Annotated in this window: 19 protein-coding genes; 12 read left to right on the top strand and 7 right to left on the bottom strand. The window is 66.0% G+C overall.

Annotation, left to right across the window (positions count from 1 at the left end; all coding sequences use genetic code 11):
* The 4 genes from acnA to dut form a co-directional block, all read right to left on the bottom strand.
* A complete protein-coding gene (acnA, locus tag E3N86_RS15050) occupies positions 1-2,850 on the bottom strand; it encodes an aconitate hydratase AcnA (RefSeq protein ID WP_104099628.1) in 2,850 nt (949 codons plus the stop codon).
* Positions 2,851-3,067: 217 nt separating this feature from the next.
* A complete protein-coding gene (locus E3N86_RS15045; RefSeq protein WP_104099610.1) occupies positions 3,068-3,865 on the bottom strand; it encodes a DUF3159 domain-containing protein in 798 nt (265 codons plus the stop codon).
* Between the two features lie 11 nt (positions 3,866-3,876).
* Entirely contained in the window at positions 3,877-4,506 is a 630-nt protein-coding gene (locus tag E3N86_RS15040) for a DUF3710 domain-containing protein (protein WP_104099609.1), read from the bottom strand.
* The gene (gene dut, locus E3N86_RS15035; protein ID WP_104099608.1) at positions 4,503-4,979 is read right to left on the bottom strand and encodes a dUTP diphosphatase; all 477 of its coding nucleotides are present in this window, start codon (positions 4,977-4,979) and stop codon (positions 4,503-4,505) included. Before dut ends, E3N86_RS15040 begins: the two co-directional genes overlap by 4 nt.
* 38 nt (positions 4,980-5,017) lie before the next feature.
* Here dut and E3N86_RS15030 point away from each other — a divergent pair, with 38 nt between their 5' ends.
* Positions 5,018-5,473, top strand: a complete 456-nt coding sequence (locus E3N86_RS15030; protein ID WP_104099607.1) for a DUF3093 domain-containing protein — start codon at positions 5,018-5,020, stop codon at positions 5,471-5,473.
* Positions 5,474-5,479: 6 nt separating this feature from the next.
* Here the strand turns inward: E3N86_RS15030 and E3N86_RS15025 are convergent, their stop codons facing one another.
* Positions 5,480-5,773 (bottom strand): DUF4193 domain-containing protein, encoded by a 294-nt coding sequence (locus E3N86_RS15025; RefSeq protein ID WP_104099606.1) that lies wholly within the window; start codon positions 5,771-5,773, stop codon positions 5,480-5,482.
* Positions 5,774-5,969: 196 nt separating this feature from the next.
* Between E3N86_RS15025 and sepH the strand changes: the two genes are divergently transcribed.
* Both sepH and E3N86_RS15015 read left to right on the top strand, forming a co-directional pair.
* Entirely contained in the window at positions 5,970-7,121 is a 1,152-nt protein-coding gene (sepH, locus tag E3N86_RS15020; RefSeq protein ID WP_134512237.1) for a septation protein SepH, read from the top strand.
* Positions 7,122-7,209: 88 nt separating this feature from the next.
* Positions 7,210-8,250 carry an aromatic acid exporter family protein gene (locus E3N86_RS15015; protein ID WP_166785109.1) on the top strand — a complete coding sequence of 347 codons (1,041 nt, stop codon included), beginning with the start codon at positions 7,210-7,212 and terminating at the stop codon, positions 8,248-8,250.
* Positions 8,251-8,497: 247 nt separating this feature from the next.
* On the opposite strand, the gene E3N86_RS15010 is transcribed toward E3N86_RS15015, so the two are convergent.
* Positions 8,498-9,061: a YceI family protein gene (locus E3N86_RS15010; RefSeq protein ID WP_134371481.1), complete on the bottom strand. Its 564-nt coding sequence runs from the start codon at positions 9,059-9,061 to the stop codon at positions 8,498-8,500.
* Positions 9,062-9,379: 318 nt separating this feature from the next.
* Here E3N86_RS15010 and E3N86_RS15005 point away from each other — a divergent pair, with 318 nt between their 5' ends.
* Complete coding sequence (locus tag E3N86_RS15005; protein ID WP_134512235.1) at positions 9,380-9,925, top strand: hypothetical protein; 546 nt, start codon at positions 9,380-9,382, stop codon at positions 9,923-9,925.
* Between the two features lie 167 nt (positions 9,926-10,092).
* On the opposite strand, the gene E3N86_RS15000 is transcribed toward E3N86_RS15005, so the two are convergent.
* A complete protein-coding gene (locus E3N86_RS15000; protein WP_241986181.1) occupies positions 10,093-11,292 on the bottom strand; it encodes a glycoside hydrolase family 3 N-terminal domain-containing protein in 1,200 nt (399 codons plus the stop codon).
* Positions 11,293-11,388: 96 nt separating this feature from the next.
* Between E3N86_RS15000 and E3N86_RS14995 the strand changes: the two genes are divergently transcribed.
* The 8 genes from E3N86_RS14995 (at position 11,389) to E3N86_RS14965 (ending at position 19,848) form a co-directional block, all read left to right on the top strand.
* Positions 11,389-12,150, top strand: coding sequence for an oxygenase MpaB family protein (locus E3N86_RS14995; protein ID WP_241976868.1), 762 nt, complete (start codon positions 11,389-11,391; stop codon positions 12,148-12,150).
* Positions 12,151-12,199: 49 nt separating this feature from the next.
* Positions 12,200-12,703 carry an Lrp/AsnC family transcriptional regulator gene (locus E3N86_RS14990; protein ID WP_134371477.1) on the top strand — a complete coding sequence of 168 codons (504 nt, stop codon included), beginning with the start codon at positions 12,200-12,202 and terminating at the stop codon, positions 12,701-12,703.
* 110 nt (positions 12,704-12,813) lie between these two features.
* Entirely contained in the window at positions 12,814-13,968 is a 1,155-nt protein-coding gene (gene pdhA, locus E3N86_RS14985) for a pyruvate dehydrogenase (acetyl-transferring) E1 component subunit alpha (RefSeq protein ID WP_134512234.1), read from the top strand.
* A complete protein-coding gene (locus tag E3N86_RS14980; RefSeq protein WP_134343468.1) occupies positions 13,965-14,978 on the top strand; it encodes an alpha-ketoacid dehydrogenase subunit beta in 1,014 nt (337 codons plus the stop codon). The genes pdhA and E3N86_RS14980 overlap by 4 nt, the downstream gene beginning before the upstream one ends.
* Positions 14,978-16,417: a dihydrolipoamide acetyltransferase family protein gene (locus E3N86_RS14975; protein WP_134371473.1), complete on the top strand. Its 1,440-nt coding sequence runs from the start codon at positions 14,978-14,980 to the stop codon at positions 16,415-16,417. The genes E3N86_RS14980 and E3N86_RS14975 overlap by 1 nt, the downstream gene beginning before the upstream one ends.
* An 818-nt stretch (positions 16,418-17,235) precedes the next feature.
* A complete protein-coding gene (locus E3N86_RS14970) occupies positions 17,236-18,078 on the top strand; it encodes a phosphatidylinositol-specific phospholipase C/glycerophosphodiester phosphodiesterase family protein (protein ID WP_134371471.1) in 843 nt (280 codons plus the stop codon).
* 350 nt (positions 18,079-18,428) lie between these two features.
* Entirely contained in the window at positions 18,429-18,710 is a 282-nt protein-coding gene (locus E3N86_RS17170) for a hypothetical protein (RefSeq protein WP_206751014.1), read from the top strand.
* A gap of 640 nt (positions 18,711-19,350) precedes the next feature.
* Entirely contained in the window at positions 19,351-19,848 is a 498-nt protein-coding gene (locus tag E3N86_RS14965) for a GNAT family N-acetyltransferase (RefSeq protein ID WP_134371469.1), read from the top strand.
* The last annotated feature ends 93 nt before the right edge of the window (positions 19,849-19,941 follow it).

Below are 19,941 nucleotides of genomic sequence, written 5' to 3'. Positions count from 1 at the left end.
CTAGGCGACCAGCGAACGCAGGACGTACTGCAGGATGCCGCCGTTGCGGTAGTAATCGGCCTCACCCGGGGTGTCGATGCGGACGACCGCGTCGAACTCGACTGTGGCCTTGCCGGCGGCAGACTGCGCACTCGGCGCCGCCGTGACGCGCACCGTCTTCGGGGTGACCCCGCTGTTCAGCTCGACGAGACCCTCGATTGTGACGACCTCCGTGCCGTCCAGTCCAAGTGACGCCCAGCTCTGGCCGGCCGGGAACTGCAGAGGCACGACGCCCATCCCGATCAGGTTCGAACGGTGGATGCGTTCGAAGCTCTCCGTGATGACGGCCTTCACCCCGAGGAGGCTGGTGCCCTTCGCGGCCCAGTCGCGGGACGAACCCGAACCGTATTCCTTGCCACCGAAGATGACCAGCGGCGTGCCGGCGGCCTGGTAGTTCTGCGAAGCGTCATAGATGAACGCCTGCGGAGCCCCGTCAACGGTGAAGTCGCGGGTGTAGCCACCCTCGACTCCGTCCAGCAGCTGGTTGCGGAGACGGATGTTCGCGAATGTGCCGCGGATCATGATCTCGTGGTTGCCGCGGCGCGAGCCGTAGGAGTTGAAGTCGCCCCGTTCGACGCCGTGCTCCAGCAGGTAGGCGCCGGCCGGGCTATCGGCCTTGATCGAACCAGCAGGGCTGATGTGGTCGGTCGTGACCGAGTCGCCCAGTTTGGCCAGCACACGGGCACCGACAATGTCGACCACCGGTGTGGTCTCCATGGTCATGCCGTCGAAGTATGGGGGCTTCCGCACATACGTGGACTCAGGGTCCCACTCGAAGACCTCGCTGTCCGGTGTCGGCAGGCCGCGCCAGCGCTCGTCGCCCTCGAAGACATGGCCGTACTGCTTCGTGAACATGCCGGTGTCGATCGAGCCGTCGATCGTGGACTGCACCTCGGCGGAGTCGGGCCAGATGTCCTTGAGGAACACCTCGTTGCCGTCGCTGCCGATGCCGAGCGCATCCGTCTCGAAGTCGAAGTTCATCGAGCCTGCGAGGGCGTAAGCGATGACCAGCGGCGGGCTGGCCAAGTAGTTCATCTTGACGTCGGGGCTGATCCGACCCTCGAAGTTGCGGTTGCCTGAGAGCACCGCGGTGACGGCCAGGTCGTTGTCGTTGATCGCGGTCGTGACCTCGTCGATGAGCGGGCCGGTGTTGCCGATGCAGACCGTGCAGCCGTAGCCGACGGTGTAGAAGCCGAGGGCCTCGAGGTCGCCGGTGAGGCCGGCCTTCTCGTAGTAGTCGGTGACGACCTTCGAGCCCGGAGCCAGGGTGGTCTTGACCCACGGCTTGCTCGTGAGGCCCTTCCTGACGGCGTTTCGGGCGAGCAGGCCCGCGGCGAGCATGACACTCGGATTGGACGTGTTCGTGCACGAGGTGATGGCCGCGACAGCGACCGCTCCGTGGTCGAGCGTGTAGTTCGCGCCGTCCTGCGTGGTGATCGCGACGGGCCTGGACACGCTGATCGGAGCGTGGCTCACGTGGTTGTGTGAGGCCTTGTGGTCAAGGTTCTCGTCCTCGGCGGTGAAGCCGATCGGGTCTGAAGCAGGGAAAGAGGCCTCGACGGCCGCGTCCACAACAGTCCAGTCCTGCGTCGCGTAGCTCTGCAGGTCAAGTTCGAACTGCGACTTCGCCTCGGTGAGGATGACGCGGTCTTGCGGGCGCTTCGGGCCGGCAATCGACGGCACGACGGTGCCCAGGTCGAGCTCGAGGTACTCGCTGAAGACGGGCTCCTTGTCGGCATCGTGCCACAGGCCCTGCAGCTTCGAGTAGGCCTCGACGAGTGCAACCTGCTCGTCGCTGCGACCCGTCAGGCGCAGGTAGTCGAGGGTGACGTCGTCGATCGGGAACATCGCGGCCGTGGATCCGAACTCCGGGCTCATGTTGCCGATCGTGGCCCGGTTGGCCAGCGGAACCTGCGAGACACCCGCGCCGTAGAACTCGACGAACTTACCGACCACGCCGTGCTTGCGCAGAATCTGGGTGATGGTGAGCACGACATCCGTCGCGGTGACGCCGGTCGGGATGGAGCCGTTGAGCTTGAAGCCGACCACCTTGGGAATGAGCATCGAGATGGACTGGCCGAGCATGGCTGCCTCGGCTTCGATGCCGCCCACACCCCAGGCGAGCACGCCGAGGCCGTTGACCATGGTCGTGTGCGAGTCGGTTCCCACGCAGGTGTCGGGGTAGGCCTGAAGCACGTCGTTGCCCTCCGCGTCCGGCACGGTGCGGGTCATCGTGACGCGGGCCAGATACTCCAGGTTGACCTGGTGCACAATGCCGGTTCCGGGCGGCACGACCTTGAAATCGTTGAACGCGGTCTGGCCCCAGCGCAGGAACTGGTACCGCTCACCATTGCGCTCGTACTCGATCTCCACGTTGCGCTCGAGGGCGTCCGCGGTTCCGAACAGGTCGGCGATGACGGAGTGGTCGATGACCAGCTCGGCCGGAGCCAGCGGGTTGATCTTCTTCGGGTCGCCGCCGAGTTCGGCGACGGCCTCGCGCATGGTGGCGAGGTCGACGATGCACGGCACGCCGGTGAAGTCCTGCATAACGACGCGGCCAGGGGTGAACTGGATCTCGGTGTCGGGTTCCGCCGTTGGGACCCACTCGCCCAGGGCGCGAATGTGGGCCTCGGTGATGTTGGCGCCGTCCTCGGTGCGAAGGAGGTTCTCCAGCAGCACTTTCAGGCTGAACGGAAGCCTCTCGTAGCCCGTTACCGCGTCGAGACGAAAGACCTCGTAGTCCGTCGACCCGACCCGCAGGGTGTCCTTGGCTCCAAAACTGTTTACGACCGCATTATTAAGCGCCGACACGATGCCCTCTCCTTCGTGGAAACCGACGGCGAAACCGTCCGCAATCCTCAATCCTGACGACCAGACGCCTGCCCCTGCCAGCAAGGGTAACCTAACCGGCGGATGCCACGTGCGGACGATGTCCAACGCCGAACTATCTTGACGTAGAGATAACTCTAGCGGTGCCACCGCGTTTCCCGCGCATATTTCCGGCGGGTGTCGCGGAATCGCGGTGAATTTATTCGGGCCGGCGACCCGCTGCGTCGTCGGTCTCCCGGTCGTCGGCGCGGTAGACCGCCCGGACCACCAGCCACGAGATCACCAGGAGTGGCGCGTAGAGCGGAATCCCCATCAGGAGCTTGACGGCGCCGAGCCACTCCACGTTTCCGGAGTAGTAGAGGGGAAGCTGAACAGCCAGGCGCAGGGCGAACAAGCCCGCCCAGCAGAGCGTGAGAATGGTCAGCACCCGACGCCTGGACCGGTTCGACCGCCAGGCGATTCCCTCGCCCATCAGGAATCCGACAGCCAGCCCGATCAGCGGCCAGCCGACGACCGCCGAGATGAAGAGGGCTCCGCCGTACAGTCCATTGGTCCAGAATCCGGGCAAAAAGAAGTCTTCGGCGCGGCCAGTGAACAGAGCGAGCACGGCGCTGACGATCAGTGCCACCAGGCCGCCGACGGCAGGCGTCACCGTTTGGCGGCTAATCCGGCGCAGAACGATGAAAACGACGCCGATCAGCACCGGCACAACAAGGGACAGCACCAGCGACTGCTCGGGAAAAAACTGCCGGGTGAAGGTGTAGGTGATCAGGAAGACGAGTCCGGGCAGCAGGGCCTCGACCAGTCCACGGATGCCGCCCATCGCGGCCAGCAGGGCGCGCCCGCTGATCGGATCACCCTCGGCCGCCGGCGTGAAGCCGGCCCGCCGGGCCGCCGCCGCCATACCGTCGGCGAACGCGGCCGGCACGGGCGAGTCAGGCGCGTTCTCTGATGCGTCGGGCTCGCGGGCCTCATCGGGGAGTGGTGCGTCCGTCATCCCGGCGTTCTTCAGGACTGGCCCGGCTCGGCCGCAGTGGCGGGGGTGGCCGGCATCCGCAGCGGAATGAGGTCACGCGGCGGCATCGGGGCGGATCCGCGCACCACGACGATGCTGCGGAACAGGTTTTCGATCTCGGTCGCGGCGTCGGTGTTGATGGCACCCTCGCCGGCAATCACGCCGCGCAGGAACCAGCGCGGGCCGTCGACTCCGATGAAGCGGGCCAGCCTGCTCGTTCCGTCGGATCCCTGACCCGCGGCCACGGGGATCTCGGCCACCAATTCGGGGCCGAACGGGCCTTCGCGCAGAGTCGTCGTTCCGCCCTGCTTGCCGATCTGATCGGCGATCTGGGCGCGGATTTCGTTCCACAGGCCACTTGAGCGGGGCGCGGCGAACGGCTGTACCTGGAGGGTGGAGCCGGCGTAGTCGAGCCCGATCGCCACGACCCGCTTGCTGCCCTCTTCGATCTCCAACCGTAGGTGAAGCCCCTCACGCGGGAGGATCTTGACCCCGCCGAGGTCCACGTAGGGCCGCACCGGGTTGGCTTCGGCTTCGTCGAGGGGACCCTCGGTCGCACGATCGCCCGGCGCCGACTTGGCCGTCTCGTCCGGGTTCTCCTCCGGGTTCGCGGTGTCGCTCACTGGTTGTCTCCTGACGTTGAGGTGCCCGTGCTGATGTTCCGGCTCAGGCCGGTGGACCCGAATCCGCCAACCCCGCGCTGGCTGCCGGGCAGCCGATCCACGGGAATAAACGTGGCCCGACTGACGGGCATGATGATGATCTGGGCGATGCGGTCGCCGATCGCGATCGCATGGGGCGTGGTCTGGTCGGTGTTGAGCAGCGTCACCTTGATCTCGCCACGATACCCGGCGTCGACGGTGCCCGGCGCGTTCACGATCGTGATGCCGTGCTTGGACGCGAGACCGCTGCGGGGCACGACGAATGCCGCGAAACCGTCGGGCAGGGCGATCGCCACGCCCGTGCCGACCAGTGCTCGTTCGCCGGGGGCCAAGACTAGAGCCTGGGAGGAATGAAGGTCCGCTCCCGCGTCACCCGGGTGCGCGTAGCTCGGGAGGATGGACGCGGTAATCAGGACTTCGACGCTTTCTGCCACGTGTCGAGGCTAGTGCAGAAGTCTGATCGAATAGACCCATGCCTGAATATCGCGAAAAACTCTGGGCCTCTCCCGCACCTTATGTGGCGACTGCGCTCATCATTCCTGCCAGCATCCTCGTGTTCGCACCGATTTCGATGCTGGCCGGGGTGCTGCTGGCCGCCGGTCTGTACGCCGCTTGCGTTCTGGCGCTGCTCTTGTCGGCACCGGTGGTGCAGGTGCGGGGCGGTGAGCTCACCGCCGGGCGCGCGAGCATATCGATCGATCTGGTCGGCGAGGTTTTGCCCTTCGACGGAGATGAGGCCGCCCTGGAACGTGGCCAACGGCTCGACGCCCGGGCCTGGCTGCTCATCCGCGGGTGGATTCGGCCCGTCGTGCGAATCCCGATCGTGGATGCGACGGATCCGGCGCCGTATTGGCTGGTGTCGACGCGGCGCCCACAGAAATTGGCCGCCGCGATCAATGGATCGCGACGGCCAGCATCACATGATTGAGCGCGTTTAGGAGTCGCACTCCAGGCATACCAGGCCGAGCTTGGTCTCGTGCGACATCTGCGAACGGTGCTTCACCAGGAAGCACTCCACGCAGGTGAACTCGTCCGCCTGCGGAGGCAGAACGACGACATCGAGGTCGAGGTCGGACAGATCAGCGCCGGGAAGGTCGAAACCACCGGGGTTGTCCGAGTCGTCGACATCTACGACACCGGACATCTTGTCGGGTACGCGCTCCTTGAGGGCCTCAATCGACTCTGAGTCGTCTTCGGTCTTCCGTGGTGCGTCGTAATCGGTTGCCATACCCATCCATTCAGTTACGCCGAGAAAGGATTTCGGCGGCCATAGTTTCCAACAATCCGGGCGGAATAGCAAACTACACGCCGCGTCATTTGCTCGGCACAGTCATCAACTTGCGGCACGCCCGGCGTATTCCCCGAAGATTCACTCTTTACATGGCAGTCTTAGGCGCACTAGTGATGGCGAAAGGGCTTTCAACATGCAGGAATTGAAAGTTATTGGAGTCGAGAGCGGTGCGTTGCTCGCAGCGTCTGAAGAGGGAGACCGATTCAGGATCCCCATCGACGAAGTTCTCCAGTCCCGGCTTCGCCAGGCCCAGGTGGAACCAGCGTCGGGGCCGAAGCTGAGTCCCCGGGAAGTGCAGGCGCACATCCGTGCCGGCATGTCCGCCGAGGACGTCGCCGCGGTCACGGGTGCGTCCCTCGATTTTGTGCGCCGCTTCGAGGGCCCGGTCGTCGCCGAACGCGACTACATGGTCTCCTGCGCGCTGAGCGTGCCGGTGCACACCGCCATCGACCTCGACCCGATCGAGGGCGGCGCCACCTTCGGCACCGTCATCCGTGAGCGTCTGGCCTCGCTCGGCGCCACGAACGAGCGCTGGGCCAGCTGGAAGGAACCCGGCGCCGGCTGGATCGTCAAACTGGCCTTCACCGCCGATGACATCGACCACGACGCCCGGTGGGGCTTCGAACCCAAGAAGAACTCGCTCTCTCCGGTCGGCAGTGAAGCCATCGCCTTGTCGCAGCAGGGTGAACTGAAGGGTGCCCTGATCCCGCGGCTGCGGGCCGTCGGCGCCGAGACCAGCCTCGCCGATGTGTCCCGCTTCGACAGCGGCGCCTTCACCTTCAAGGAATCACTGTCCGAGGAGACGTTGCACGATACGGCGCCGCTTCTGGACCCGGTGCCGTATTCCCGGTCGGCCGGCACGACGGATGCCGTGTCCCGTGCAGCCATCAAGCGCGCCGACGAACCGCCGCAGAGCCTGAGCGAGACGGCCGACCTGCTGGCGTCACTGCGCCGCCGCCGCGGGGAGCGCGAAGCCGCCGCTTTCGAAAGCAACCAGGTCGAGAGCCACTCCAGCCACAGCAACCCCGCCAGCACCAGCCCGGCCCCGGGCATCCGTCTGGTGAACCAGCCGGTCGAGGCCGCCGCGGAACCCCACGCCGCTCCCTCGGCTCTCGCCGCCCCGCCGACCGAGGCCCCCCGCAACGCCTGGTCTGCCCAGGCCGCCGGGGGTCAATCACCGGCCGCGACTCCGCGAGCGTCGGGTCATGGCAAGCGCGGGCGGGCCTCAATGCCCAGCTGGGACGAAATCGTGTTCGGTGCCCGCACCGACGACGACCTGCCCTAGCACGCAGGGTTTCAACGGCGCCGGCACCGGCACCGGTCCGACGAGCCTGTGCATACGACTCGCCCACGCATTCGACTACCCTAGGCAAGTGAGAATCAACACCCGGCTGCGATCCACAAGCCGGATTCCTCTGCTCCAGGCAGTGAAGACATCCGTGGCCGTCGCCCTCGGCTGGATCCTGTCGCAACTGCTACTGGACACGGAGCAGCTGCCCGTCTTCGCCGCGATCGCCGCCCTGCTGGTGGTGCAGCCGAACATCAACCAGACCCTCGGTCGCGCGGTCGAACGCAGCCTGGGTGTTATCGGCGGGGTCATCATCGCCTATGGCGTCGGTGTCGCATTCGGCCAGTCCAGCTGGGTCGTTCTCCTGGCCATCGTGTTCTGCATCATGCTGGCGTGGGCGCTTCGGCTGGCCCCCAGCTCGGCGAGCCAAATTCCGATCAGCGCCATGCTCCTACTCACAATCGGCACGGCTACGGCTGAGTACGCGCGGGACCGCATCGTCGAAACCATCATCGGGGCGGCGGCCGCACTCCTCGTCAACGCCCTGATCGTGCCGCCAGTGCTTCTTCGTCCGGCGCACGCGGCTGTGATCCGACTTGCCTACGAGATCGCGGACACCCTCGACCGGATCGTCGACGCCCTGCGGTTTCCGCAGAAGGCCAGCCAGATCGAAGAGATGATGATTAAGGTGCGTCTGCTGCGCCCCATGCTCGCCAAGGCGGATCAGGCGCTCAAGCAGGCCGAGGAGAGCCTCACTCTCAACCCGCGGCACGCGGTGAACCGGCGTCTCCTCGACATCGACGAGGAGCTCTTCGCCCGGCTGACCTCGCTCGTCGCACGCGCGATCGGCATGACCCGGTCCCTGCGCGACCACTACGACCATTCCCTGCACCTCGAGCCCACGGTGCTCGCGATCACTGTCGAGCTGAGCCGTGCCGCCCATGACCTGAGGCTCCTCGCCGAACAGGTGGACCACCCCGGCGTCCAGCAGGTCAGCCTGCCGCAGGAACCACCCACCCTGACCGCCCCCCTGATCATTGCGACGCCTCATCCGCAGCACTGGATCCTGATCGGATCCCTGATGGAGGACCTACGACGGGTGCGTGAGGAGATCAAGGGCGAATAGCCGATGATGTCCGAGGTGCACAATATGCCCGTCGGATAGAAAGGGAGCGCCCGCGTTTCTGGCCCCGAACGCCTGCGCTCGGCCCGAGCAGCGTGGTCTCTCATTCACGACCAATACCCCGGGGTGTAGAGGATCGGAGCGGCCGCGTCGGTACCCTGACCAAAGGTCGACACGAGAGGGACCTCACTCTCGTGGGGTCCCTCTCGTGTTTATTATCCACCCTGCGCAGACCTCTGCGCGGGGACGACTACGCCTGGTTGAGCGCGGCCTGAAGTTCGATGGTGATGATGACCTTTTCGCCGAGCAGCATTCCGCCGGTCTCAAGGGCCGCGTTATAGGTGAGGCCGAAGTCGGCGCGGGTGACCTCGGTCTTCGCCGTGGCGCCGGCCTTGTAGTTGCCGTACGGGTCGGTGCCGAAGCCGCCGAACTCGAAGTCGAAGGTTACGGGCTTGGTGACGCCCTTGATGGTGAGGTTGCCGTCGACGAGGAAGTCGTCCTCGACCTGACGCACGCCGGTAGAGACGAAGTTGATGGTCGGATAGGTCTCGGCGTCGAAGAAATCGCCGGTGCGCAGGTGGCCGTCGCGGTCCGCCTGGTTGGTGTCGATCGTCACGACCTGGGCCGTGGCCGTGACGGAGGAGTCGAGCGGGTTCTCGCCGGTAACGAAGGTCGCGTCGAACTTCTCGAACGTGCCCTTGACCTTGCTGATCATGAGGTGGCGGATGCTGAAACCGACCTCACTGTGGGTCGGGTCGATGGTCCAGGTTCCGGCCTTGTAGCCGGGTATGCTCGCTGCGGTGGTCTGAGTCATGGGTTCTCCTCAATTCGCGGAACGGTGGATTCTCGTCCTCACATTCATGCAAGCGCATAGGAAAGTGAAATATTCCGAATCGGGGAGAGTTCTTTTCGACAGTGGTCCGGCCGCTCCTGCCGGAATCCCTTGACTGCCTCCGGGGCCGAGGGTACCGTCGGTCGCTCAGGGGCTGGTGCATGGGTGGAACGGAGGGCTGAAATGCGCTCACGGTTTTTGCTCCCCCTGGGTCTGCTGATCGCCCTGCTCGCCGGATGCGCGCCCCCGGCCCCTTCGTCGCCCTCCTCTGCTTCGGCAACGGCAACCGAGAGCGTGGTAATGCGCCCCATCACCGAGGGCGGTCTGCCTGCCGCGGGCTTCACCGTCACCGAGGAGACGACCGTCACGCTCGACTGTGGCAGCGCGTCGTTCGATGATCGGCCGTCCGCAGTCGCCGTCGACGACAACATCCACGCCTGCACACCGTCGAGCGCGTTCGCCGTAGCGTGCTGGCAGGATGCGGCGCCCGGCTTTGTGGCCTGCTACCGCGACCCGTGGACCACGGCGGTGGTGCGCCTGCCGAGCACCGGGAGCCTGCCGGCGGCCACCGCGCCCGAGCAGGCGCGACCGCTCGGGCTGTTGCTCAGCGACGGGGACCGCTGCCTGATTCGCAGCGGTGGCGTTTGGAACGACCTGACCGAGCACCCCGCCTGGTACGGCACCTACTCGTGCACGGAAGATGGGGCGGTCTGGGCGGAGAGCGCAGACGGCATCGATCGGTCAGGCCCCCGATGGACGGTGCGCGTCGCGCCTATTTCGGGGGGAGATCCGCTCACCACCCGCGAAGTCGTCACGGCGTACTTCGTCGGCACGGCAGAGGGCTAGCGGACTGAGAGCTGACCGGGCGCCCGATGGACTGGGTCATGACTTTGGTGACACCCAGCTGAGGACACTCCGGTGCCTCCGACGAAGACGAGAATGCGTGATTAGAGTGTGCCGGCATCCATGAGTTCCTACTCGGTGCGGTTCGCTGCACAATCTGGATTTGGGGTTCACTCCTGGGATGCGCTGAGGGCGGCCCGGCCGCGCAGCACCAGGAGCTTGTAGGCAGCATCATCGATCTGCTCCAGCGTGAGCCGCCCGGTATCGACCGCTTCGATGATTCTGCCGATCAGAACTGTGACATCGGTGCCGTACCGCGCGGGATTCGCCGGCAGAACGGAGAGCAGCATGGTGTTGCCCGCTGCCAGGGCGGCGATCCCGTTCTCGGCCGGGTCGGCGTACTCCGGCAGGCCGAAGTCCTGGAGCATCAGCAGATCGTCGGTAATCGTGACGCCGTCGAAACCGAGTTCGGTGCGGAGGATCTCGTGCCAGGCCGGCGACAGGCTCGCCGGACGCGGATCGACGCTCGGGTAGGCCAGGTGGCCGAACATGATCAGCGCCGCGCCAGCCTCGATTCCGGATTGAAACGAAGGCGCCTCACGGGTCAGCCAGTCCTGATAGCCAAGCGGAGTCGACGGGATGCTTCGGTGCGAGTCCCCCGGCGCCGCCCCGTGACCGGGGAAGTGCTTGAGCGTGCTCAGAACCCGCGCACGCTCACCGGTGACCGCCGCAGCCACCCGGGCGGATGCCGACGCCGGGTCGGTGCCGAGCACCCGGCCGGCCAGGAACGAGCTCGGGTCGGCCGTGACGTCGGCGACGATGCCGAAGTTGACACTCACGCCGACGGACTGGAGCAGGGTCGACCGACTGCGAAAGGCGTCTTCTGTGGCCGGTGCGGGAAGCGTCTGCAGCTGGGCAGCCCCGGGCGCCAGGTCGGCGGGCAGCGGGGAGACCTCGCCGCCCTCCTGGTCGATGCCGATGAGCAGCGGGAGTTCCGGGTCGGGACTGAGGGCATCCGTCATTGCCCGCATTTCTTCCGGGGAGACCGGCACGTTGTCACCCATCAGGATGAGTCCACCGAGGCCGTTCGCCCCGGCGAAGGTGCGCAGCTCGGCCGCATCTGTTCCCGGCTGGTGCAGCATCAGTAGGCTGGCGACCTTCTCGGTCAGGGACATGGCGGCCAGGCGGCGAGTGGCGTCTTCGGCAACGGGGCCGGCCGACCAGCCGGGCCCGAGCGGGGCGGCGGTGCCGCTTTTCGCGTCTGTTCCGCGCGCCGCGGTGCAGCCGGAGAGGGTGAGGGCCAGCAGGGCCATGGCGGCGAGCGCCGCCAGGCGGCGGGCTGGGGCCGGGTGTCGTCGGCCGGAGATCACCGGTCCAGGCTAACCTGCCGGCAGCTACCGCGGCGAAGTGCCCATCCGCTTCACCGCTGGCGGCGTTACAATCGGTCTTCGAGCGGGGAGGCGCGCATGCAGATGAGGGACATGGCCGGCGAGGCCGTGCTGATCGCCGCCGGCGGGCGGTCCATCCTCCTGCAGATCGCCGACCCGGCGATCGGCCACGGAATTGCGCACCACAGCGACTTCGCCTCCCGACCGCTCGATCGGCTGCGCGGCACCCTGACCTACGTGTACGCGGTCGTGTTCGGAACGCCGGAGGAGGCTGCCCGGGCACGACGCCGGGTCGATCACGCCCACGCCCCGGTGTCGGGCTTGGCCACCGAGGCTCGTCCGGCTTACACCGCCTTCACCCCAGAACTGCAGCTCTGGGTGGCGGCGACCCTGTATGACTCCGCCATGACCATGCGGGAGCTGGTCTACGGCCCGCTCGACGGAGCCACGGCGGACGCGCTCTACCGGGAGTACGCCGTGCTGGGCACGGCGTTGCAGATGCCCGCGGAGCTGTGGCCGCCCAACCGGGCCGCCTTCGCCGCCTACTGGGACCGACGCGTCGGCGAGTTGCAGACGGATGCCGCCACGCGCGCCGTGGCACGCCAGCTGCTGCATCCCCGCACCGGGCCGCTCTGGCTGCGGCTGATGATGCCACTGGGCCGGTTCGTGACCGTCGGACTGCTCCCCTGCTCGGTGCGGGAACTGTTCGACCTGCCCTGGACCGTGGGGGCGCAGCGCCGCTTCGACCGGCTGATCCGGCTGACCATACGTGTCTATCCCCGGCTTCCGCGCCGGCTGCGCCACTGGCCCAAGAACCACTACCTGCGCGCGATGCGGTAGTCGCCTGGGCTCGCGGTAGTCTGAGGGTTTCCCCAGCCTGAGGATTCCAATGACGCAGCACTCGGCCCCCGCCGCCCCGGGCACGCCCGACGGTCTCGACGCGATCGACCGGCAGATCGTGGCCGAACTCAGTCGCGACGGCCGCCTGTCGATGCGCCAGCTGGCCGTGCTCGTGCACATTTCCCGCACCACCGCGCACACCCGGATGCAGAATCTCGTGCGTCACGGTGTGGTCACTGGATTCGGCGCACAGATCGACCGCCGGGCGCTCGGGCTCAGGATCTCCGCCCTCGTGATCGTCAAGATCGGCGATGTCTCCTGGGCCGAGATGGCCCGGCGCCTGAGTGAACTGCCCTTCGTCGAAAAAGCTCAGGCCGTGAGCGGCGACATCGACATCATCCTCACCGTCAGCGCTCCGGACCACGAGCAGCTGAGCCAAGCCATCCTGCGCGATATCCACAGCATGCCCGGCGTGATCTCCACCCGGTCCCACCTCATCCTCGAGGAAATCACCGGCCTGCCCCCGGCCCGCGCTGCGGACAGCTGGCGCTGAACGGTCGTTTTCCGCGGACGAATGGTCCGGCGCGACGCCGCTTCGGACCAATCGTTCGTATCCGTTGCCGGGGCATCGTCGGCGGCGCGGAGATGCCCCACCATTGCGACATGAGCCTCAATGTCGAGAGCCTGGTTGAGAGCCCCCTCGCCGCGCCGCGTCCCCTCCGCCTGATCGATGACACCGGTCGCGCCGCGCCACTTGATGAGGCCGGCGGGTTTGACCTGCCGGACCCGGCCACACTGCTCAATCTCTACCGGCGCATGGTCGTCGCCCGCCGGTTCGACGTGCAGGTCACCGCGCTGACCCGGCAGGGACGCCTGGCGACGTACCCGTCAGCTCTCGGCCAGGAGGCCTGCGAGATCGCCGTGGTCGCCGCCCTCGGCGCCGAGGACTGGCTCTTCCCCACCTACCGGGACAGCATCGCCCTACTGACCCGCGGCGTGCCGCCCGAGCACATCCTGGCCTCGTTCCGCGGGGACTGGCACAGCGGCTACGACCAGAACGCCCACCGGATCGCCCCGCAGGCCACCCCTCTGGCTACCCAGGCGCTGCACGCCGTGGGGCTCGCGACCGCGTCCAAGCTGAAACGGGAGCGCACCGTCGCACTGACCCTGCTCGGCGACGGCGCCACCAGCGAGGGCGACGCCCACGAGGCGTTCAACTTTGCTGCCGTCTGGCAGGCCCCGGTCGTCTTCGTGGTGCAGAACAACCAGTACGCGATCAGCGTGCCGCTGGACAAGCAGATGCGCTGCCGCACCATCGCCGACAAGGCCATCGGCTACGGGATGCCCGGCTACTTCGTGGACGGCAACGACGTCGCCGCAATGTACGCGGTCACCTCGTCGGCAGTGGAGAACGCCCGCGCCGGCCACGGCCCGACCCTGATCGAGGGTCTGACCTATCGGATGGAGGCACACACGAACTCCGACGACCCGAGCCGCTACCGCGATCCCGGGGATCTGGAGATCTGGCGACGCCGCGACCCGATCACCCGCCTGGACACCTACCTGTGCGAGATCGGTGCGCTGAGCGACGCGGAGCGTGCGGACATCCGTGCCGAGGCCGAGGATCTGGCGGCGGACACCCGCGAATGCATGACCCGGTCCGCGCCAGTGGATCCGCTGGAGCTATTCGACCACGTCTACTCGACCCCGCGCGCCGCCCTGGCGGAACAACGAGCCTTCCTCGCAGCTGAGCTCGACGAGCACGCCGAGCACGCCGTCGCAGCATCCGTCGCCGCTCACTCAGGAGTCAACTCATGACGCTCCCCGACACCGCACCGACGCCCCTGCGCGCACCGGTCACTCTCACCATGGCAGCGGCGTTGAACGCCGCGATCCAGGACGCGATGCGCGACGATCCGACGGTCGTCCTGTTCGGTGAGGATGTCGGCCCGCTCGGCGGCGTCTTCCGTGTGACCGACGGGCTGTACGCCGAATTCGGGGAGAGCCGCGTGAGCGACTCGCCGCTGGCCGAATCGGGGATTGTGGGCACCGCGATCGGCATGGCCATGTACGGCCTGCGCCCGGTGGTCGAGATGCAGTTCGACGCGTTCAGCTACCCGGCGTTCGAGCAGATCGTTTCGCACGTGGCCAAGATGCGCAACCGCACCCGTGGGCGCATCCAGCTGCCCCTTGTGATCCGGATCCCCTACGCCGGCGACATCGGGGGTGTGGAACACCACTCCGATTCCTCCGAGGCCTACTGGACGGCCACGCCCGGCCTCACGGTGGTCTCGCCATCGAATCCGGCGGATGCCTATTCAATGCTCCGCGAGGCCATTGCTTGTGACGACCCGGTCATTTTCCTCGAACCCAAGAGCCGGTACTGGGCCAAAGCCGAGCTCAGCCTGCCTGTGCGCACCGCGCCGATGACCACTGCGGTCGTGCTGCGGGAGGGCACCGATGTCACGCTGATCGCCTACGGTCCGACCGTGAAAACGGCCCTCGCGACGGCCGAGCTGGCCGTCGCCGAGGGGCTCTCAATCGAGGTGATCGACCTGCGCAGCCTCTCCCCGTTCGACGACGAGACGGTGGGCGCCTCCCTGCGGAAGACCTCCCGCGCCGCTGTGCTGCACGAGGCGGCGCAGTTCGGCGGCTACGGGGCCGAGGTCGCCGCCCGGCTGACCGAGCGCAACTTCTACCACCTGGCAGCGCCGATCCTGCGGATCACGGGTTTCGATATCCCCTATCCCTCCCCCAAGCTCGAGCAATACTTTCTGCCCACTCCCGACCGCATCCTGACCGCCCTCGGAACCTGGGAGTGGAACTGATGGGTCAGAATTTCATCCTGCCCGACCTCGGCGAAGGACTCACCGAAGCCGAAATCGTCTCCTGGCTGGTCGCCGTGGGCGACACCATCACCATCGACCAGCCCGTGGTGGAGGTCGAATCGGCCAAGTCCATCGTGGAGTTGCCGTCGCCGTTCGGCGGTGTGGTCGAGGCCCTGAACGGGGTCGCCGGCCAGATCATTCACGCCGGGCAGGTGCTGCTGACAGTGACGGATGCCGCCGAGGCCGACGCCGCACGGCCGACCGCTCGGACTGCTGTTAAGCCCGCAGCGATGGCAGCCGGGGTTCCGGTCGCGGAGGTCGACGGGTCGGCATCCGGTGCTGTGCTCATCGGCTACGGCACGAGGGAGAACACGGGTCCCGTGCGGCGCCCTGCCACTGCGCGCTTCGGCGTGCGACCCGGCTCAGCGGCTCCGGTCGTCGCGGCAATCGTCGAACCGGTCTCCGAGGTGACTCCGGCCACCCCGGTAACGGCTCCGGCCTCTCCGTCTTACCCGGCCGGCCGCTCCCCCGTGGTCTCACCGCTGGTGCGGCGTCTGGCCCGCGAAAACGGCCTCGACGCGACCCTGCTAATCGGCAGTGGGAGCAACGCGCTGGTGCTGCGCCGGGACGTGGAATCGGCAATCCGGGAACGGGCCGCAGCGGTTGAGTCCACACCGGTGGTCGAGCCCGCGGCACTGGCCCAACCTGCACCCGTGGCGGAGCCTATCGGAACCCGGGCCGCGCCCACCGACGACATCCGGATCCCGATCACCGGCCTACGCAGGGTGGTGTCGGAGCGGATGACCACCTCGCGCCGGGAAATCCCCGAGGCAACCGTCTGGCTCGATGTGGACGCCACCGAGCTCTTCGCCGCGCGGGACCGTCTCTTCGACGCCACAGGCGAACGCTTCAGCGTGACCGCGCTGATCGCCCGGTTCACGGTCGCCGGACTGCGCCGGTTTCCGCTGTTGAACTCCTCAGTCGACACGGCCAGCCAGGAGATCCTCCAACGCGGTGCCATCAACCTCGGGCTTGCCGCTCAGACCCCGCGGGGGCTGATGGTGCCGGTCGTGCACGACGCCCACTCACTGACCACCCGCGAACTCCGGGATGCGATCGCCGGTATCGTGACCCAGGCAACGGATGGCTCGTTTCCCCCATCTCGACTCAGCGGCGGCACCTTCACCCTGAACAACTTCGGTGCTCTGGGTGTCGACGGGTCAGCCGCGATCATCAACCACCCCGAGGCCGCCATTCTGGGCATCGGACGGATGATCGAGCGCCCCTGGGTGGTCGATCACACCCTCGCGGTGCGCACTGTGGTCGAGCTGTCGCTGGTCTTCGACCACCGGGTCTGTGACGGAGGCACCGCCGCCGGTTTCCTCACCTACATCGCACGCTGCATCGAGAACCCTGTGAGCATGCTCGCCGACCTTTGACCGAGCCGCAAACGGCCTCGACCCTGCTGTGGTGCCGCCTGGGGTCGAGGCGTGCGCCAGGTCGTCTACGACACGCCAGGACATCTCGTGGCAGGGGTTTCCTGCCGCTGGGGTTTGTTGCGGTCGACGCCCTCAAGTGCGAATCCTCACCGGGCGGACTATCCTGGCGGGCTATCCGGGCGCTCCGCCCGGCTGCGTTTGCTTCTGGCCCCGAATTCCGGGCCCGAGTGCGCTTAAGGTCCGGCTTGCGGGCAGCCTGGCGGGCCGTGCCGTTCGCAGGCGAGCACGCTCGACTGCGCGCAGTTCGGCGCGACACGACAATCGAGCAAGTCTCTCGATATGACTCCGAGGCTGTGATCTGTATCGGAGTGCCATTCGGACACAGCAGACCCAGTGGATCGTCCCGCACGGCAATACGATCCGGCTCGATGGCAGAGCCCGCACAGTCAGCGCTGACAACACCTGAAGTCAGCGCGGCAAGCATGACAAGGTATGCCAGCGCTGCGACTATTCGACTGTTAGAACCAACCCGGTGGCCCTCCAGTGAATACCGAATCTGCCGGCGCGACGCGAGGACGGACTGGTGGAGCTAGGAGCGTGATTCTTACGCGAGCAGAAGGTCACGCACGCCCAGACCGTTCATGGTGCGTTGGTTCGACCGGCGCCAGCACTTAACCCGACGGCGATAGAACTGTAGCCGTTGCGCATTCGAAACCGAACCAGCTTGTGCACTGGAACACGCGTGGAGCCGATAACGCGGTCAATCTCATTTCGACGGGACTTTCTCGGCGGAACACACTTCGTAGAAATGGACTTCCATGATCGTCAAAAATTCTGCTTTGGTTCTCGTTACCCTCGTCGGCCTCGCTACCGTCAGCGGCGCGGCCGCACCATCACAGGCCGACATCGTGCCCGGCGAACCGCAGGATGCCGCCCACGCGCACAATGACTATGAGCATGAGCGTCCGTTATTTGATGCCCTCGAGCACGGATTCACCAGTGTGGAAGCCGATGTTTGGCTCGTAGATGGCGAGCTTCTCGTCGCTCACGATCTCGAGGATGTCCAGGCGGGGGTTACTCTCGAAAGCCTCTACCTGGATCCGCTCGACCGCCTCGTGGACGGCCGTGCTGGCAGTGTCTACTCTGGCTGGGATGGCAGCTTCCAACTTCTGATCGACATAAAGAGTGACGGCGAGAGTACCTACGCTGCGATCGAGGAAGACCTGGCTGAGCATCGCTCGATCATGACCAAGTACACGAACGGCAAAACCAAATCCGGACCGGTTGTCGCCGTGGTCAGCGGCAACCGCCCTCTAAAATCCATGCAAAATCTTGACTCACGATTGGCTTTCTATGACGGCCGCTCCGGCGACTTGACATCTGGAATACCAGCCGATCTCATGCCGCTGGTCAGTGAGAATTGGAACAAGCTATTCGTGTGGCAGGGCGTCGGTCCGATGCCGGAAAGCGAAAAGGTCAAGCTGCGCGAATACGTGCAGTCGGCGCACTCTCAGGGCTACCGCGTCCGTTTCTGGGGGACCCTCGATGTTCCGAGCGAAGCCCGCGAAGCGATCTGGACTGAGCTGCACGAGGCCGGCGTTGACCACATAAATACCGATGACCTCGCCGCGCTGGAGAAGTTCCTGGGGAGCCGGAGCTAGCGGAAATCGCCATCCACTCGCCTGGACCTGAAAGAAGTACTGTGAACACAGTAGAAATCGATCGGTGTACCCAGTTCGCGAACGAATTCCGCGGTTAACGGCACTGGCCTCCACGGCAAAATCTCTCAACGGGCTGCTGGGAGATTCATGCGGAGACCGTTTCCAAAGGCCCTTTCCCCGAGACGTCGAAACGGTCCTTGTTGCCCGAAGTTGGGCAAGGCCTGTAGCTTTCGGAAATGACGACCGACCGTGTAAGGCCGACAGGGAACCACCGCCTACCCTCCTGGGCCGCGGGGTCGATGGGCGCCTACCTAGTGTCAGTCGCCGGGCTCATTGCGGCAGTGTCCGTGATGCGCGCCTTCGAACTGGGCGGCGGGACGGCCGCACCCGAAGCGATGGTTCTGCTCATCGTGGTACTGACGTTGCCGTTATCTACTGCGTACTATGTCGTCGGTTCACTGGGTTCATCGCAAGTGTCGGGGCCAGAAGAATTCGCCGTCGGAGCATTGACCATGAGCGCGGCGTTGTACTACTTGGGATTCTTTCTCTTGGCTGCCATTAACGCTGCCGTCTTCAGATGGATAGTTTTTAGCACTCGACGACGGCGGGCGAAAGCTCAGTCTGATCCCTGACGGTCAACCGACGCGCTAGGGCGCGCGGAGACAGCGCGAAGCAGTGGCCTGGCGAGGACAAGCCCGCAAACCAGGCCAGCGAGGGCAACAGGGAAAGCCACCAAAGCGCTGAGGTGTGGGAACAGAGAACCTCCGAAAAACAAGGTGAGGCCGCCGACAAGGACAGCCGGGGCTGCGACGAGGGCGCAGGACCAGATGGGAGCGTGCATCGACCGAGCCCAGACCGCGGCAGCGAAGAGGGCGACCGAACCAACAAGAATGAGATTCTTCCCCACACGATCGCGTTCGAGAGCCCCACCGGTTGGCTCAAAAAAGAACGTTCTATCGAGACCTGTCCCCAACAGGACCAGCCCGACGAGGATGAGCGCGGACCATGCGACCAGGGCGGCAACCCAGAGTGAGAGGCGGACCCAGCTGGCTGTCATCGCTGCACTCATCTCTGTTGCAGTCATGTGCGGAACCTGAAATCCGCCTTTTCGAAAGCCGCCGGTCGTCGAGTGTCACCTCGTCAGGTTCCCGCCCAACTGGACGCGTCAACTGCGGCCCCAAGGCCCGACCCTACTGTTCAGAATCGCTATCCGCACCGCCCAATTCGGGGAAGAAGCCTCGGCGTTGCCCGACGCTTTGATCTGACGATCGCGTGCAGAAGTTTCGCCCATGGGACGAATCTGACACCGGGCACCTGCTTCGCGCCTTCGGTGCCAACGATGACCTCGCAACCCAGGTCGGCGACACCGACCTGTCAACGCTCGAGCGCTGCCAGGAATTCATCGCACTTCAGCTCGCCCCGTCCAGCCCGTCCGTGCGCAACTTCGCAATCAGCGTCGACGGCAGGGCTGTCGGCAATGTGGGCATCGAAAACATGGAGCATCGACACGCCACCGGTAGGGTCTGCTACTGGGTGTCCGCCGAGGCCCAAGGCCAAGGCCTTGCCTCATGCTCTCTCGCCTCGGCTACCCGCTGGGCATTTGAAAGGCGCGACTTGCTCCGGCTCGAGCTCGGCCACAGGGTCAACAACCCGGCGTCCTGCATCGTCGCACTGAAAGTGGGATTCAATATCGCAATCTCCCAGCGGGCTGCTGGCAGGTTGATGCGGAGACCGTTCTGCTATCGGTGTCTCTTGGTTACGTCCCCGTGAGTGGTGTGGTTTCCCGCTCTTGAGTGTTGCTTCGTCAACGTGAAGAGCCACCGTGGGATGGTCAGTGAGTACCGATCAAAGAACTCACAAAGG

It is taken from the genome of Cryobacterium sp. Hz7 (assembly GCF_004402815.1).
In the GTDB taxonomy this organism is placed as follows: Bacteria; Actinomycetota; Actinomycetes; order Actinomycetales; family Microbacteriaceae; genus Cryobacterium; species Cryobacterium sandaracinum.
The sequence above is the reverse complement of the archived record's forward strand: the minus strand, read 5'-3'. Positions and strand labels throughout refer to the sequence as shown.